The sequence below is a fragment of the Paenarthrobacter sp. NPDC056912 genome, from assembly GCF_042786555.1.
Lineage (GTDB): Bacteria > Actinomycetota > Actinomycetes > Actinomycetales > Micrococcaceae > Arthrobacter.
In genome coordinates this window covers 26,045-41,476 of the sequence record NZ_JBHUCD010000017.1, presented here as the reverse complement: position 1 = coordinate 41,476, position 15,432 = coordinate 26,045, and the positions used below count along the sequence as shown (strand labels likewise).

The following is a 15,432-nucleotide window of genomic DNA, read 5'->3' as shown; positions in this document are numbered from 1 at the left end:
AAGAACCCCCGGCCATGGGCTTGTTGTCAGATTTGCGGGTCCTCCGTGATGGGTTCCCCGGAGTCCTGCTCCGTCGCGGGGATCCCGGCCAACCCGCGCACAACGATCCTGAGCTCTTCACGCAGGCGGGCGGTGTCAACGGCGACGGGCGACAAGACGTCCTGCTCCAGCTTCACGGCTTCGGCCAAGGCAGCGATACCGGCCTCCGTGAGGGTCACTACATGGCTCCGGCGGTCCGAGTCGCTGCGGTGGCGGCTGACGTGGCCATGCAGCTCAAGCCTGGCCAAGGTGGTCCCCATCGTTTGGGCCTTGACCCGCGCAACTTCAGCCAGTGCCGCCTGGGTTATTGCGCCCTTGGCAGCAAGCACCTGCATGGCAATGACGCCGGCGTGGGTAAGTCCGATGGACTTCAATTTTTCGTTCCACGAGATTTCCACGAGACGCGCAGCTGTCGAAAGCAAACGGGTAGTGGGCCACCTCTCCATATCTGGCATGCCGACAGTATATGCGCGCAAGAGGTAGAGGCGTTGCTTCTCGCCACTAAACTGGAAAACCGCGACCGCTAGCAAGGAGCATATTTTGACTGAACGACTTATTCCCGGCGATGTTGCGCCGGACTTCACCCTTACGGACCAAGCAGGCAATACCGTGAGCCTCAAGGACCTGTCGGGCCGCAAATCGATCATCTATTTCTACCCGGCGGCTTCCACGCCCGGGTGCACCAAGGAAGCCTGCGATTTCCGAGACTCGTTGGCTTCGCTGCAGGCCGAGGGCTACGAGGTAGTTGGCATTTCCCCTGACCCGGTCAAGGCATTGGCCACGTTTGCGGAGGACGAACACCTGACCTTCCCGCTGCTCTCCGACGAAGACCACGCCGTTGCCGACTCCTACGCTGCCTGGGGCGAGAAAAAGAACTACGGCCGCACCTACATGGGGCTGATCCGCTCCACTGTGGTGGTGGATCCGGAAGGAAAGGTGGCCCTGGCGCAGTACAACGTCCGGGCGACGGGCCATGTGGCCAAGCTCCGGCGGGACCTCAAGCTCGACAAGTAGCGGGTACACTGGAGGCCGGTATATGGCTGGGCCAGTTCGTCAGGACGGTCCACCTGCCGGCCCGCGCGAGTGGTGAAATTGGCAGACACGCAGGATTTAGGTTCCTGTGCCTTCGGGCGTGGGGGTTCAAGTCCCCCCTTGCGCACAGCAGTGAAGAACACAGTGGTCAAGAACCACCTGAAACACCCCCGGTTGGGAAACCGGGGGTGTTTTTTCTCAAGAAGCTCTGGATGGTTTCCTGAAAATGCGCTGGGAAGGGCACTCAGGAGGTTCAACTAGACTGGAATGCGGTCTGGCCGTAGCCGGCCACAGCACTTCCGACCGGCTTGAGGGGACAAGAGTGGCAAGCAGCAAAATGCGGCGGCTGACCGTACAGCTTGGAGCTGTCGTTGTAGCAATAGGGCTGGCAGCCTGCACAGGTACGCCGGGCCCCGCTCCGTCGTCGTCCAGCAGCAGCACCGCACCGCCCGAGCCTGCAGCCACCTTCAACTTCGGCACGGCCTCGATGCCTTTGGGGCTGGATCCCGCCCTGACTGCCGATTCGGAGTCCTACCGCGTCACCCGCCAGGTCCTCGAAGGACTCGTCGGCGTCGACGGCACAACGGGCCAGACAACGCCCCTCCTCGCCACTGAGTGGAAAGACAGCAACAACGGCCTGAGCTTCGATTTCACGCTCCGTTCCAACGTGACGTTCCACGACGGAACTGCCTTTGATGCGGCGTCCGTGTGTGCCAACTTCAACCGCTGGTTCACGTTCCCGGCAGACCTTCGAAAGCAGGCACCCGGAATTTCCTTCCAAGGTGTTTTCAAGGCGTACTCGGACGAGCCCGTGTTCTCCATCTTCAAAGACTGCAAGGTGGTCTCGGCCGACCATGTCCAGCTCAACCTGACGCGACCCTTCACCGGTTTCCTGAAGGCGCTGACACTGCCCGCGTTCGCCATGTCATCCCCGGCAGCCTTGGAAGCGCAAAAAGCCAACGTACTGGACAAGGTCCAGAACGGCCAGGCGGTTTCCGCCTACGCCGGCCATCCCGTGGGAACGGGCCCCTATCAGTTCAGCGCGTGGGATGAAAGCAAAGTCACGCTGAGCAGCTACAAGGGCTACTGGGGCAACAGGGGCCAGATAGCAACCATCAACTTCATTCCCTACGACCGTGCAGAGACACGTCAGCAGGCCCTCCTTGACGGGAAGATCGACGCCTATGACCTCGTGACCTCCGGAACTTTTGACCAGTTGGTCAAGAAGGGTGTCCAGATCATCCAACGCGATCCCTTCTCCGTGATGTACCTCGGCATGAACCAAGCCGTAGCTCCGCTGGATAAGCCGGAGATCCGCCAGGCAATCGAAATGGCGGTGGACAAGGAATCCCTGATCCGCAGGTTCTTCATCGACAACACTGCGCAGGCATCCCAGTTCGTCCCGCCAAAGCTCAGCGGCTTCAACAACAACGCCCCTTCCCTGGGCTACAACCCGGAGAAAGCCAAAGAGCTCCTGCAGAGGGCCGGCTACAAGGGCGAGGAGCTGAAGTTCTACTATCCGCTCAATGCCACGCGGGCCTACATGCCGACGCCGGAGAAGATCTATGCGGAGATCAGCCGCCAGCTCGTGGCAGTGGGCCTTAACATCAAGCCGGTGCCGGTGGACTGGGAGGACGGCTACCTACAGAAGGTCCAGTCACCGGGAGACCACGCACTGCACCTTCTCGGCTGGAACGGCTCCTACGCCGATGCCGACAACTTCCTGGGTCCCCTGTTCGGCGAGGCCCGCGGGGAGTTCGGCTACTCGGACTCCGAGGTCTTCCACAAGATCGAACGGGCCCGCGCAATGCCTGATGGCGACGACCGCAACGCCCAGTACCAAGCAATCAACGCGGAGATCGCGGCCTCCGTGCCGGCGGTCCCGATCGCCTTCCCCATCTCGGCGCTGGCCTTGTCCAACAAGGTCGAAAGCTACCCGGCTTCACCGGTCCTGAACGAAGTTTTCACGAACGTCCGCTTAAAGCCTTGACGATTCCCCGCAATTTCAGTATTGAGTCTGACCGGGGATATTCTGTGACAGCCAGTGCCGCCGCTAACGGAGATTGATTGTGACCTTCATTTCCAAGACTCAACATGCCGACGTCGTCCTTATTGGCGGCGGAATCATGAGTGCCACCCTGGGTGCGTTCATCAAGCAGCTTGAACCCACCTGGACCATCTCCCTGTTCGAACGACTCGACGAGGCCGGGCTTGAGAGCTCCGGCCCCTGGAACAACGCCGGTACAGGACATGCTGCGTTGTGTGAGCTTAACTACTCCCCCGCAGCAAAAGACGGATCCGTGGACCCGGCCAAAGCCCTCCACATCAACGAGCAATTCCAGCTTTCCCGTCAGTTCTGGTCCCACTTGGTGGACAGCAACGTGATCGGATCGCCGAAGGGCTTCATCAACACTGTTCCGCACATGAGCTTCGTCATTGGCGATGACCACGCGAACTTCCTCAAGACCCGGTACGAGGCCCTCAAGCCCAACACGCTCTTCCGCAGCATGGAGTACTCCGAGGACCAGTCCCAGATTGCCAAGTGGGCTCCCCTGATCGTCAAGGGCCGCGACCGCAAGCAGCGCGTCGCCGCTACCCGCGCGGCGGAAGGTACCGACGTCGACTTCGGTGCACTCACACGCGAACTGACGGGCTACCTGCAGGACAGCGGCGCCGAGGTCAACTACGGCCATGACGTCACCAACATCAGCCGCGCGGCCGGTGGCGGCTGGGACCTGTCCCTGAAGCACCCGGCATCGGGCGAGCATGGCCGCATCCACGCAAAGTTCGTTTTCGTAGGTGCAGGCGGCGGTGCACTCCATTTGCTTCAGGCCTCCGGCATTCCGGAAAGCAAAGGCTACGGCGGGTTCCCTGTGTCCGGCCAGTTCTTCCGTTGCACGGACGACTCGATCACCTCGCAGCACAGCGCCAAGGTCTACGGCCAGGCGTCAGTCGGTGCCCCGCCCATGTCCGTCCCCCACTTGGACACCCGGTTCGTGGATGGCAAGCGCTCTCTGCTCTTTGGCCCCTACGCCGGCTTCTCCACGAACTTCCTGAAGACCTCAAGCTACCTGGATCTTCCTTTGTCCATCCGCCCGGGAAACATCATTCCCATGCTGGCCGTGGCCAAGGACAACATGGACCTCACGGCCTACCTCATCAAGGAAGTGGCCAAGCGTCACGAGGCCAAGGTGGAGTCCCTGCGGGAGTACTACCCCGAGGCCGCCGGCGGCAACTGGGAACTGATCACTGCGGGCCAACGCGTGCAGATCATCAAGAAGCACCCCCAGAAGGGTGGCGTCCTGCAGTTCGGCACCGAGGTCATTGCTTCCCGCGATGGTTCCATCGGCGCCCTGCTGGGTGCTTCCCCGGGCGCTTCCACGGCCGTGCCGATCATGATCGAACTGCTGCAGAAGTCCTTTCCCAAGAACTTCAAGGGCTGGCAGTCCAAGCTCAAGGACATGATGCCGGGCTACGGGGTCAAGCTCAACGAGAACCCTGACCTTGCCGCTGAACTCGAAGCAAGCACCGCGCGCTCCCTGCAGCTGGAAGTGGCCAACGCCGTCCAAAGCTAGGCGACACCCGGGGCTGCGGCCGGTTCCCGTCAGACGAATCGTTTCGTAGACCTCAGGAGTCAATGCAATGTTCCGCCTGGCCAAGCTGTCCCTGGGTAACCGGGCCCTGATCGCGCTGATCACCGTCTTTGCGGCGGTGTTCGGCGTGATCACCATGGGGTCCCTGAAGCAGGAACTCATTCCGTCCATCGAGTTCCCGCAGATCACGGTTGTGACCTCCATGCCGGGCGCCTCTCCGGAGGTGGTGGACAAGCAACTAAGCCAGCCGCTCGAAACTGCCCTGAACAGCGTTGAGGGCCTTGAGTCCACTACGTCAACGTCCCGCAACGGCGTTTCCCAGATCACCATGGTGTTCACGTACGGCTCCAACCTGGACCGCGCCCGCAACCAAATCGATCGTGCGATCTCCAACGCCAAGCGGGTCTTGCCGGCGGACGTGGAGCCGCAGTCCATCGCCGGCAACATCAGCGACTTCCCTATCGTTTTCCTTGCCGTGTCCTCGGACAAACCGCTCAGCGAACTCAACGCCGATCTCCAGAGGCTGAGCGTTCCCCGATTGCAGAAGATCGACGGCGTCCGGGGTGCCGATGTGACAGGCGGCGCCAGCCAACACATCCTCATCCAGCCACGGCCCGCAGACCTCGCGGCCACGGGGGCTTCGGTCCAGTCCATCAGCAACGCACTGAGGAACAACGGCACCCTGGTCCCCGTCGGCACCATCGAGGACCAAGGCAAGACCCTGTCGCTCCAGCTAGGCAGCCCGGTCGATTCCTTGGAGATCATCAAGGGACTGCCACTGGCCGGTGCCAAGAACGCGGCAACCATCGGGGCCGTAGCCGACGTCAGCATCGAGGACGACACCGCCACCTCCATCACGAGGACCAATGGCAAGCCCACGCTGGCGCTGTCCGTCACCAAGAAGCCCGAAGGTGACACTGTGGCGATCTCCCACGCCGTACGGGATGCAATCGCACCGATGGAAGCCGAGCTCGGAAACAATGCTTCCTTCACGCCGGTCTTCGACCAGGCCCCCTTCATTGAAAAGTCCATCAAGGACCTCACCACAGAAGGGCTTCTTGGCCTGGGATTCGCCGTCGCCGTGATTCTGGTGTTCCTGATGTCCGTGCGCTCGACGCTGGTGACCGCCGTTTCCATACCCCTCTCCCTGCTGATCACGTTCATCGGCATCTCGGCCACGGGTTACTCACTGAATATCCTCACCTTGGGCGCACTCACCATCGCCATCGGGCGTGTTGTTGACGATTCCATCGTGGTGATCGAGAACATCAAGCGGCACCTGAGCTACGGCGAACCCAAGCTCACGGCCATCCTGACTTCCATCCGTGAAGTAGCCGGCGCCATCACAGCATCCACCCTCACCACTGTCGCCGTCTTCCTGCCCATTGCCTTCGTCGGCGACCTTGCTGGTGAACTGTTCCGGCCGTTCGCGCTGACAGTGACCATTGCGCTGCTCTCGTCGCTGCTGGTTTCGCTGACGATTGTGCCCGTCCTCGCTTACTGGTTCCTGGCCTCACCCAAGCCCGGCACTGAAGTGAACGGTTCAGGGGACACCGCAGCAGCGAAGGAAACGGCAGAAAAGGCCCGCGAGTCCGAACAGCGGAGCCGGCTGCAACGCGGCTACCTTCCGATCCTCCGGAAGACCCAGAAACATCCGGTCATCACTTTGTCAGCGGCGGCGGTGGTGCTCGTTGCCACCATCGCGGTCGCACCGCTTTTGGCGACAGACCTCCTGGGCAGCTCCGGGCAGAACAGCATGACCGTCCGCCAGGTCCTGCCGGCAGGTACCAGTTTGCAGGCCACCAGTGACGAGGCAGCAAAGATCGAGGACGCCCTGCGCGGCGTTGAGGGCATCAAGGATGTCCAGGTCACATCCGGTAACGCTCAAACCGGCTTTGCCGCACTGACATCCACCGGCTCATCCAATTCGACCTTCACCATAGTCACCGACGAGAAAGCCGACCAGGAAAAGCTCCAGGACGAGGTCCGCGCCAAACTCGAAGGAGCGGCAGGGAAAGTGACTGTCGGATCGCAACAGGGCGGTTTCGGCACTTCCTCCACCGTGGACATCACCATCAAGGCCGGGAACTCTCCCGATCTGCAGGCCGCGAGCGACGCCATGGTCAAAGCCATGGAAGGCGTTCCGGGCAGCACCGAAGTAGCCACCAACCTCGCCTCCAAGCAGTCCGTGGTCCAGGTTCGCGTTGACCGGGCCAAAACGGTGGCGGCCGGATTGACGGAAGATCAGGTGGGCGCGTTCCTGGCGTCGACTGTAAGCCCCATTCCTGCGGGCACGGTGCGGATCGAGACCAACGACTACCCTGTGCAGATCGGCCAAGGAACCCGCTTCACCAGCATTGACGCGGTGCGCGCGCTCCAGCTCCCCACAGCGCGCGGAAGCGTCGCGCTGGAGTCAATTGCCGCCGTCGAACAGGTGGACACACCGGTGTCCATCACCAGCAGCAACGGGCAGCGTACAGCGAAGGTGACAGTGACGCCGTCGGGCTCAAACCTCGGCAGCGTGAGCACGGCGGTCCAGGAGCGGCTGGCATCAGTCGAACTGCCGGCAGGGGTCACAGCCACGATCGGCGGCGCCACGACGCAGCAGGCCGAGTCTTTCCGCCAGTTGGGCTTGGCGCTTCTGGCGGCCATCGCAATCGTGTATGTCATCATGGTGGCCACGTTCAAGTCCCTGGTGCAGCCCCTGATCCTGTTGGTTTCGGTGCCCTTTGCGGCCACAGGCGCCGTGGGACTGCTGCTGCTGACCGGCGTTCCGCTGGGCCTGCCATCGCTGATCGGAATGCTGATGTTGGTGGGGATCGTGGTCACCAACGCGATCGTCCTGATCGACCTCATCAACCAGTACCGCAAACCGCATGGCGGCAACCCCGGCATGAACGTCTCCGAGGCCATCACCCACGGTGCCCGCCAGCGCCTCCGCCCCATCCTGATGACGGCATTGGCAACTGTGTTCGCCCTGACGCCCATGGCCTTGGGCCTCACTGGAGGCGGCGGATTCATTTCACAGCCTCTCGCCATTGTGGTGATCGGCGGCCTGGTGTCTTCCACGGCGCTGACATTGGTCCTGGTCCCCGTGCTCTACAAGCTCGTGGAGGGGCGCCGCGAAAAGCGCCAATTGCTGAAGTCGCTCCAGGAGAAGCCCACGCCGAACCATGGCAACGACGCTGCCGCGGAAGGTCCTGCCGGTCACGGCGGGGACGAATACCAGGATTGGACCACGGGCATGATTCCCCGGGTCAAGGGTCGTCGTGCGGCCAACGGCCCCTCGGAGTAGCAGCCGACTCCGCATCACCAATACAGGACAGGGCCGGGAACATTTCCCGGCCCTGTCCTGTTACAGACTGCGATACATGCAAATGCATCTAGTTTGAGGTACACTGTTCACAGAGCCCGGAACCACGGGCAGGGAGAAAGGCACATCATGCAGATCGGCGTATTCAGCGTCAGTGACATCACCACTGACCCCACCACGGGCCGCACCCCCACGGAAAATGAACGCATCAAGGCGTCCGTTGCCATCGCCAAGAAGGTCGAAGAAATCGGCATGGATGTCTACGCCTTGGGCGAGCACCACAACAGGCCCTTCTTCTCTTCCTCCCCCACCACCACTTTGGCCTACATCGCTGCGCAAACCGAGCGGATTACCCTCTCCACCACCACCACGCTGATCACCACCAATGATCCCGTGAAGGTGGCAGAAGACTTCGCCATGCTGCAGCACCTGTCCGATGGCAGGGTTGACCTGGTTCTCGGCCGCGGCAACACAGCACCGGTCTACCCCTGGTTCGGCAAGAACATCCAGGACGGCGTGGAACTGGCCATCGAGAACTACAGCCTGCTCCGCAAGCTGTGGGACGAGGACACGGTCAATTGGTCGGGCAAGTTCCGCACTCCGTTGCAGAACTTCACGTCCACACCGCGCCCGCTCGACGACGTCGCCCCCTTCGTGTGGCACGGATCCATCCGCACGCCGCAGATCGCCGAGGTGGCCGCATACTACGGCGACGGATTCTTCGCCAACAACATCTTCTGGCCGAAGGAGCACTACCAGCAGCTGATCGGCCTGTACCGTGAGCGCTACGAACACTACGGACACGGCAAGGCAGACCAAGCAATCGTCGGCCTGGGCGGCCAGTTCTTCATGAGGAAAAACTCGCAGGACGCCGTGAAGGAATTCCGTCCGTACTTCGACAATGCGCCGGTGTACGGCCATGGACCCTCCTTGGAGGACTTCACGTCGCAAACGCCCCTGACGGTGGGCAGCCCGCAGGAGGTCATCGAAAAGACGCTGACGTTCCGCGAGGCCTTCGGTGACTACCAGCGCCAGTTGTTCCTGATCGATCACGCAGGACTTCCCCTGAAGACCGTGCTGGAGCAACTGGACCTCTTCGGAGAGGAAGTCCTTCCGGTACTGCGGAAGGAATACGCTGCACTCAAGCCAGCCCACGTTCCGGACGCTCCGACGCACGCTTCACGCGTCGCCGCCGCGCTGGAGGCAAAGGTCAACGAGTCCGCAACGGCCGGAGCTTCGGGGCAGGAAGCCTGATGTCCAGCACCTCGGCGTCCTCCGCCGTTCGCCTCGCCGCCGAAACCTGGGAGTCGTTGTTCCGCTCCCAGGTGGCGGTGATGCGCAAGCTCCAGTCCGGGCCGGCGTTCAAGACACTCCCCGTCAAGGAATACGATGTCCTGTTCACGCTGTCCCGCTGCCCTTCGGGCCAACTTCGTTTGAACGAAATCAACGACAAAGTGCTGCTGAGCCAGTCCAGCCTGAGCCGGTTGGTGGAACGCCTGGAAAAGCGGGGCTTGGTGAAGCGCACAACAGCGCCCGACGACGGTCGTGGAGTCCTGCTGTCGCTCACCGAAGCCGGAAGCGAGCTTCAGAAAACGATCGGGCGCGAACACGTGCGCGACATCGCAGAGTTGGTGGCGCCGGCGCTTACCTCCGAGGAGCAGCGCGAACTCTTGCGCCTCACGGAAAAGCTCCGCGCTTCAGTGGCCCGCCACTAAGTCCGTTGCCTTGCTTCGGTCCTCGGCAGGCCTCAGCGCAGGCTCATGAGCTCCCGGGGGTCCTCCACCGGGAGCTCGCCGTTGACCGAGGCGCTCACCTTCAGCGTCCTCAGCGACAAGCTGCCACCCACTGTGGACAGGAACGCCGTGTCCGAGGAATCGCGACCGGTGGTGATACGGACCATGGACTCGCGCGGAGCCAATCCGGTGGGATCGATGACACGCCAGGCACCGTCCAGGTAGGCCTCGGCCACTGCATGGAAATCCATGGGGCTCAGGCCGGGTGCGTAGACCGCAGCAAGACGGGCAGGCACGTCCTTGGACCTCAACAGCGCAATGGCGAGGTGGGCGAAGTCACGGCACACTCCCTTGCGGTGAAGCAGCGTTTCCACGGCGCCGTCCGTTCCACGCGAGGAACCGCTGACGTATCGGAGCTCCCCGTTGACCCAATTGCGAACGGCGTGGAGCAGCTCGGCTCCCCGCAGGGTGCCGAACTCGGCATAAGACGTGGGCAGGAGCCTGTCCGACTCCGCATACCTGCTGGGCCTGACGTACCGGATCAATTCCATTTGAGAAGACGCATCAGCTTCGCCGAAGCCGTGGACGGTGGCCCTGTAGTCAACTGTCACTTCGCTCGGCTCAGCGAACTCCATGTATTGGAAGCGTCCCCCGTGGTGGTCGACGAGTTCGGAGTAGGGAACATCATCCCCGTTGACGGTGATGGAGAGGGTTTCGATGACTGAGTGGTACCCAGGATTGTTGGCCACGGCAATGGCCATGGCCACTTTCGTGTCGGCTGCGGTCTTGAAAACGAGCGTGGCAGCAACGTTGCGTTCCATTGGTCTCCGGGTGTGTTGCGGCGGGCAGTCCCCCGATGCCGCCGTTGCGTGGATCAGCCAACCGCAGGACTACAGATTGACCTTCAGAGACAGTAGCATCCGTTGGACGTTGGCGAATTCAGAACCATGGGCTGCATACTTGGCTGCCAGGTCCAGGGTTTCAAAGGCCTTCGCGGGAGCCACTTTCTCATCTGTGGCGAAGGCGTGGATGGCTCCTACGTCACTGAAGGAAAAGTCGCCCTTGCCTGCCGGCCCCTGGACACGGTTCCTGAGTTCGCAGGACTGGCCGTCCGCACCGGCCACCACATTGGTGACGCCGTAGGAGCCAAAGAACCTGTACCCCTGAATCACGCGGAACACTACCCGGGGATCAATCGTGTCCGGACCGTCTGAGTGCGGTACGTCCAGTGGAACACTGCTGATCACCACGTACGGGCGGCTTTGTCCGGCCGGGCAGGCAGCTGGTGGTGATGCGGGCAGTCCCGTGTGCAGCGTGGCAATGTATCGGCCCCCGCTGTCTTTGACTTCCACTTTCAGGGCTCCCGGCAAGGATCCGGCCTCCGGCTCCACGGACTGAGCGATCCAGTCCTCAGGCAGGTCAAAACTGACGGTCTTCGCGGAGTCGGTGTAGGTCTTCCAGGACAGGGCCGTCGCTGCCGGACCCGGTCCGGCACCAGCGGTCCCGCTCGAAGCCGCTGAGGCAGAAGGCGAGATGGACGCCGTGCCCGTTGCCGCCGTCGTGCTGTCCGGTGTGCCTGTGCCGGATTCGGAACTGTTGGGCTGGGAGCTGGCCGTCGACGACACTTGCGGGCCCTTGTTTTCCGCCGAACAAGCCGATGTCCCCGCGAGCAGGACGGCGCCCAGTACCAACGCAGGGAGCCCAAGGTGGGTGGTAGTGCCGTGCCGGTTTACGATGCCCTTCATGCGGACAGCCTAAGCTGCATTTTCGCCGTGAGACTAGGCTGAGGGTATGGCTCACCGTCAGCACGATGAATTTGAGGACAATATCCCTGCCATGTCCGCCGTAGACATCGCAGATTGGCGCCTGCGCACGTTCGCCCTCTATGACAAAGTGCGCCAACTCGCTGCCACCAACCCCTTCGACGCCCATGTTTTTTGGCGCCAGGAGCGGGACCTCATGTTCGCCACCCACCCCGCATCTGCGTTGACCCCGGACATGAAGGCCGCGTTTTCCGGATTGCGGACGGCCGACTACGATCCCGCCTTCCGATTCCAAGCGGCTTTGTCTCCGGAAGGCACGGGGCAGGAGATGAAGGTGGAGACAGGCACCGACGGTGTGGTTCCGTTCGTAAGGATCGGAACGTTTGAACTGGCCGGCCTTGGTTCGTTGGCGGCATGGCGGCTCCAAAGCTACGGGGGCGGCATTTTTGTGCCGTTCCGGGACGCCACGGCCGGCAAGGCCGGGGGAAGCTACGGAGCCGGCAGGTATCTGCTGGACACCGTGAAGGGATCCTTCCACGGGACGCGGGGAACGGGCGACGAGCAAGAGTTCATCCTCGACTTCAATTTCGCCTACAACCCTTCGTGCGCCTACAACGAGGCCTGGGCTTGCCCCTTGGCCGGCCCCGCTAACCGGCTCGCCGCCGATGTGCCGGTGGGCGAGCTCTACCTGCAGGGCTAAGTCTGGCCCGGGCCGTGGAGGCCCGGAGGCCGGTGATGCGGACCCTGATGGGTATGCGGCGGTCCCGGGAGGTGCGGGCCGTCCCCGTAATCCGGCAAAGGTGGCCGTGGCGGGACGTGCCTGTGCAGGTGGGGCGGCGGAGGTGGTGGGAGTGGCTCTGCCCTCCCGGCACTCGCTTGGGCAGGAACCGCCGGCTCCGTGGTCGCCTCGTTGCCGGCGTCGGTTTGCAGGCCGAAGTACTCGAAGAGTTCCTGCTCCTGGGACTCCGTGATCACGCCACGGTCGCTCTCGATCCTGGGACCGTTCTTCACCCTGTCCTTGGCGACTGCAAGGGTGATCACGGTTTCTTCGAGGCTCGCCCCGGATAGCGGAGCGAACGATTCGGACATCCCGAACAAGCCCGTCCGGACGGTGACGAACACGGGATCCCCGGAGTCGCCGCTGACGAATACTTGCTCCACGGAACCGATCTTTTCCCCGGCGGAATCCACCACTATCCCTCCGTTGAGGACAATTGTGTCGATCTCCTGCAGGCTAAGCATTCAGTGCGTCCTTTCGCGGTGGGAGGAAGCCTCCCTGAATGTCACTTATTCTGTCCTGTCTCCGGAAACGGCGGAAGTCCGCCGATGTCACGGTCCGGCCCCCACCGTCATTCCGGTGACTGCGAGCGCCCCGACGGCCGCTGCCACGGTCAGCGGGACCACCATCAGACCGAAGAGGGCGTATCCCTTCCAGGTGATCAGGACGTTCATCTTCACCAGCCGGTCGTGCCATAGGAGCGTGGCCAAGGATGCCCATGGAGTGATGAGTGGACCGGCGTTGACGCCAATGAGCAACGCAGCTGTCCTCAGGGGTGTCCCGGCCAGTGGTTCAAGGAGGAGATAGGCCGGCAGGTTGTTGAGCGCGTTCGAGCCGACGACTCCCGTAGCGGCCAGCCGGAGCAATTCGAAGAAACCCTCCCCCTGCCCGGCCAATTGACCCAGCAATGCCGGGGCTCCCAGGTAGCGCGTTGCCTCCACCACCAGGAAGAGCCCTGAGGTGAACAGGAGCAAGGACCACGGCACCAGCCAAACACTGAGCGCACTGCGTCTCCGGACCGCGAACACCGCCAGCAGCGCAAGGGCGGCGCCCAGAGCGGAGATCCAGATCGGTATTCCGGAAACCAAGGCTGGCAGGAGCAGGGCAAGCGTCACTGCGGTAGAGGCGAGCAGCACCCGGTCCGTTACGGGCGAGGTGTCGCGCTGTTCGGATACCGTGGCATCCGGCCTGATGCGGCCGACGGGAATCCGGGCATACTTTTTCCGCAGCTCCCGCCTGAACACAACGCCGATGAAGGCCAGCGGCACCAGGATCGCGGCGAGCGCCGGCGCCCACATCAGGGCTGCGAATCCGGCTGGACTCATTCCGCCGAGATGATGTTGGGCCAGGAGATTGGTCAGGTTGGAAATGGGCAGCAACAAACTGGCAGTGTTGGCCAGCCACACCGTAGTCAAGGCGAAGGGAAGGACAGGGAGGCCTGCGCGGCGGGTCACCGTCACCACCACCGGGGTCAAGAGCACGGCCGTGGTGTCCAACGACAGGAAGATGGTGCTCAGCGTCGCGAATAGCGCCAGCAACAACCACAGGAGGAGGCTGCTGCCTCTCCCCCAACGCCGGAGCCGGCGCGCGATCCATTGGAAAAGCCCGGCTTCGCTGGCCAACTCTGTCACTACGGTCATGGCCACGACGAACAGCATGATGGGCGCTACCCGGTCAACGAGCGCACCCACTTCTGCCCACGGCAGTAGCCCGGCAGCCACAGCTGCCGCACCGGCCACCAAAAGGACGGCCCCTATGATCGCCAGACGCATGAACGGATTCTAAGCCCACCACCCCCGGGAGGACGTAGGATGTCTTCATGACTTCACGACTGCCACGCCGCATCGCCCGCGTCCGACCCCTCACTCCGGCAGCTCCCGACGAACAGTTCTTCGTAGCCAACGATGCTCCGGACTTCGAATCCGGGGCCGGCAAGGAGTGGACTGTCATCGATTCGCCGTTCCCGGGGTCGAGGGCCAATGCGGCCAGTCCGGCCAGGGAGGGTTGGGAACCAGGCACTGTGGTGGACGAAGGCGGGTTCACGTTCCTGGCTCCTTCCGTACCGGTCAACGTTTTTGGCATGGCCCATAACACCGGGCAGCCCGGGCGCGACCTGCCGCCCCAGGCTTTCCACAAAGCGGCCTCAAGCGTGATCGGGCCCGGCGAGGCCATCCAACTGAGTTCGACGGTCGGGTACGTAGACCCGGAAGCTGAACTGACCGTCGTCGTGGGCCGTCCTGCGCGGGGCCTCACCCTCGAAACGGCGCGATCGGCCATCCTCGGGTACACCATCGGCAACGATGTTTCGGCCCGCGACCTCCAGAAGACCGACGAACTCTGGATCAGTGCCAAGAGCCAGGACACGTTTACGCCTGCCGGGCCGTGGATGGTCACCGAGCTGGATGATTCCGACCTCTCTATCGGAATCGTCCACAACGGCAAAGAGCTGACCACTGCCAGTTCGGCGGACCTTGGCTGGAAGGTGGACGAAATCATGGTCTACCTGACTTCCTTCATGACCCTTCAGCCAGGCGATTTGGTGCTCACCGGCTTCCCGGCGGAGTGTGCGCGGATCCAGCCCGGAGACACTGTGGCGTGTCGCGTGGAGGGTATCGGTGAGCTTCGGAATCCCGTCACCGGCGCTTCCTGGGAGGACCTGTCCGCATAGTGTGTCAGGCTTAATGGCATGGAGACAGCCGCGGACGCCACAGAGCTGCGCCCGTCTCCCTCCGCCAAACCGTCCCGCAGGCGCCATAGGGGCCTCTTCAAGTACCCGGTGGTGCGGCAGTTGATTCGCTTCACCGGCGTGGGGATAGTGTGCACGGCGAGTTCGCTGGCCATCTATGCCCTGCTGCGCCCTTGGATCGACCCCCAACTGGCGAATGCGGTGGCACTGATCGTTACGTCGCTGATGAACACGGCGTTGAACAGGCGGCTGACCTTCAAGATCACCGGCCACAAGAGGCGCGCGCAGGACCACCTTAGCGGGCTGATCGTGATTGCCATTGCCCTTGTGATGACGGGCGGCAGCCTCGGTGTGTTGCACCTTTTCCGGCCGGAGGCGACGGTTACCGAGGAACTCTGGACCACCACGCTCGCCGGCTTCGTTGCCACTGCGGTACGGTTCACGTTGTTGAGGCATTGGATCTTCCGGCGCGCCCGCCACGTCTAGCGGCCCCGC

The 15,432-nt window shown here is 62.7% G+C and carries 14 protein-coding genes and 1 tRNA gene; 10 read left to right on the top strand and 5 right to left on the bottom strand.

Annotation, left to right across the window (positions count from 1 at the left end; all coding sequences use genetic code 11):
- Positions 1-26: 26 nt before the first annotated feature.
- Positions 27-494 (bottom strand): MarR family winged helix-turn-helix transcriptional regulator, encoded by a 468-nt coding sequence (locus ACFRJ9_RS17675; RefSeq protein ID WP_377670569.1) that lies wholly within the window; start codon positions 492-494, stop codon positions 27-29.
- An 85-nt stretch (positions 495-579) separates the two neighbouring features.
- Here ACFRJ9_RS17675 and bcp point away from each other — a divergent pair, with 85 nt between their 5' ends.
- The 7 genes from bcp (at position 580) to ACFRJ9_RS17640 (ending at position 9,692) form a co-directional block, all read left to right on the top strand.
- On the top strand, positions 580-1,053 hold the full coding sequence (gene bcp, locus ACFRJ9_RS17670) for a thioredoxin-dependent thiol peroxidase (RefSeq protein WP_377670566.1): 474 nt from the start codon (positions 580-582) through the stop codon (positions 1,051-1,053).
- Between the two features lie 63 nt (positions 1,054-1,116).
- A tRNA-Leu gene (locus ACFRJ9_RS17665) sits at positions 1,117-1,198 on the top strand.
- Between the two features lie 195 nt (positions 1,199-1,393).
- Positions 1,394-3,061 carry an ABC transporter substrate-binding protein gene (locus ACFRJ9_RS17660; protein WP_377670564.1) on the top strand — a complete coding sequence of 556 codons (1,668 nt, stop codon included), beginning with the start codon at positions 1,394-1,396 and terminating at the stop codon, positions 3,059-3,061.
- A gap of 79 nt (positions 3,062-3,140) precedes the next feature.
- Entirely contained in the window at positions 3,141-4,646 is a 1,506-nt protein-coding gene (locus ACFRJ9_RS17655; RefSeq protein WP_377670561.1) for a malate:quinone oxidoreductase, read from the top strand.
- 67 nt (positions 4,647-4,713) lie between these two features.
- Positions 4,714-7,959 carry an efflux RND transporter permease subunit gene (locus tag ACFRJ9_RS17650; RefSeq protein ID WP_377670558.1) on the top strand — a complete coding sequence of 1,082 codons (3,246 nt, stop codon included), beginning with the start codon at positions 4,714-4,716 and terminating at the stop codon, positions 7,957-7,959.
- A 147-nt stretch (positions 7,960-8,106) separates the two neighbouring features.
- Positions 8,107-9,231 (top strand): LLM class flavin-dependent oxidoreductase, encoded by a 1,125-nt coding sequence (locus ACFRJ9_RS17645; protein WP_377670556.1) that lies wholly within the window; start codon positions 8,107-8,109, stop codon positions 9,229-9,231.
- On the top strand, positions 9,231-9,692 hold the full coding sequence (locus ACFRJ9_RS17640) for a MarR family winged helix-turn-helix transcriptional regulator (protein ID WP_377670553.1): 462 nt from the start codon (positions 9,231-9,233) through the stop codon (positions 9,690-9,692). Before ACFRJ9_RS17645 ends, ACFRJ9_RS17640 begins: the two co-directional genes overlap by 1 nt.
- A gap of 32 nt (positions 9,693-9,724) precedes the next feature.
- Here ACFRJ9_RS17640 and ACFRJ9_RS17635 read toward each other — a convergent pair whose 3' ends face one another.
- Both ACFRJ9_RS17635 and ACFRJ9_RS17630 read right to left on the bottom strand, forming a co-directional pair.
- Positions 9,725-10,531: a transglutaminase family protein gene (locus tag ACFRJ9_RS17635; RefSeq protein ID WP_377670550.1), complete on the bottom strand. Its 807-nt coding sequence runs from the start codon at positions 10,529-10,531 to the stop codon at positions 9,725-9,727.
- A gap of 69 nt (positions 10,532-10,600) precedes the next feature.
- Positions 10,601-11,455 carry a hypothetical protein gene (locus ACFRJ9_RS17630; RefSeq protein ID WP_377670548.1) on the bottom strand — a complete coding sequence of 285 codons (855 nt, stop codon included), beginning with the start codon at positions 11,453-11,455 and terminating at the stop codon, positions 10,601-10,603.
- A 46-nt stretch (positions 11,456-11,501) separates the two neighbouring features.
- Here ACFRJ9_RS17630 and ACFRJ9_RS17625 point away from each other — a divergent pair, with 46 nt between their 5' ends.
- A complete protein-coding gene (locus tag ACFRJ9_RS17625) occupies positions 11,502-12,173 on the top strand; it encodes a DUF1684 domain-containing protein (RefSeq protein WP_377670545.1) in 672 nt (223 codons plus the stop codon).
- On the opposite strand, the gene ACFRJ9_RS17620 is transcribed toward ACFRJ9_RS17625, so the two are convergent.
- Both ACFRJ9_RS17620 and ACFRJ9_RS17615 read right to left on the bottom strand, forming a co-directional pair.
- Positions 12,170-12,715 carry a PRC-barrel domain-containing protein gene (locus tag ACFRJ9_RS17620; protein ID WP_377670542.1) on the bottom strand — a complete coding sequence of 182 codons (546 nt, stop codon included), beginning with the start codon at positions 12,713-12,715 and terminating at the stop codon, positions 12,170-12,172. The genes ACFRJ9_RS17625 and ACFRJ9_RS17620 overlap by 4 nt on opposite strands.
- Positions 12,716-12,802: 87 nt before the next feature.
- Positions 12,803-14,023: an SLC13 family permease gene (locus tag ACFRJ9_RS17615; RefSeq protein WP_377670539.1), complete on the bottom strand. Its 1,221-nt coding sequence runs from the start codon at positions 14,021-14,023 to the stop codon at positions 12,803-12,805.
- A 47-nt stretch (positions 14,024-14,070) separates the two neighbouring features.
- On the opposite strand from ACFRJ9_RS17615, the gene ACFRJ9_RS17610 reads away from it, so the two are divergent.
- Positions 14,071-14,919 (top strand): fumarylacetoacetate hydrolase family protein, encoded by an 849-nt coding sequence (locus ACFRJ9_RS17610; protein ID WP_377670537.1) that lies wholly within the window; start codon positions 14,071-14,073, stop codon positions 14,917-14,919.
- An 18-nt stretch (positions 14,920-14,937) separates the two neighbouring features.
- Complete coding sequence (locus tag ACFRJ9_RS17605) at positions 14,938-15,423, top strand: GtrA family protein (protein WP_377670534.1); 486 nt, start codon at positions 14,938-14,940, stop codon at positions 15,421-15,423.
- The last annotated feature ends 9 nt before the right edge of the window (positions 15,424-15,432 follow it).